The 300-nt window shown below is 52.3% G+C and carries 1 pseudogene; it reads right to left on the bottom strand.

Features of this window, described 5'->3' with window-relative positions:
* Window positions 1-237: pseudogene (locus ACQG19_RS27475) on the bottom strand (IS6 family transposase); the annotation flags it as partial.
* Between the last annotated feature and the right edge of the window lie 63 nt (window positions 238-300).

Here is a 300-nt window from a genome sequence, read left to right on the forward strand (position 1 = left end):
TTCATCCATGTGCCACGGGCAAAGATCGGAAGGGTTACGCCAGTACCAGCGCAGCCGTTTTTCCATTTCAGGCGCATAACGCTGAACCCAGCGGTAAATCGTGGAGTGATCGACATTCACTCCGCGTTCAGCCAGCATCTCCTGCAGCTCACGGTAACTGATGCCGTATTTGCAGTACCAGCGTACGGCCCACAGAATGATGTCACGCTGAAAATGCCGGCCTTTGAATGGGTTCATGTGCAGCTCCATCAGCAAAAGGGGATGATAAGTTTATCACCACCGACTATTTGCAACAGTGCC

Source organism: Enterobacter cloacae complex sp. 277I4 (genome assembly GCF_050031465.1).
In the GTDB taxonomy this organism is placed as follows: Bacteria; Pseudomonadota; Gammaproteobacteria; order Enterobacterales; family Enterobacteriaceae; genus Enterobacter; species Enterobacter cloacae.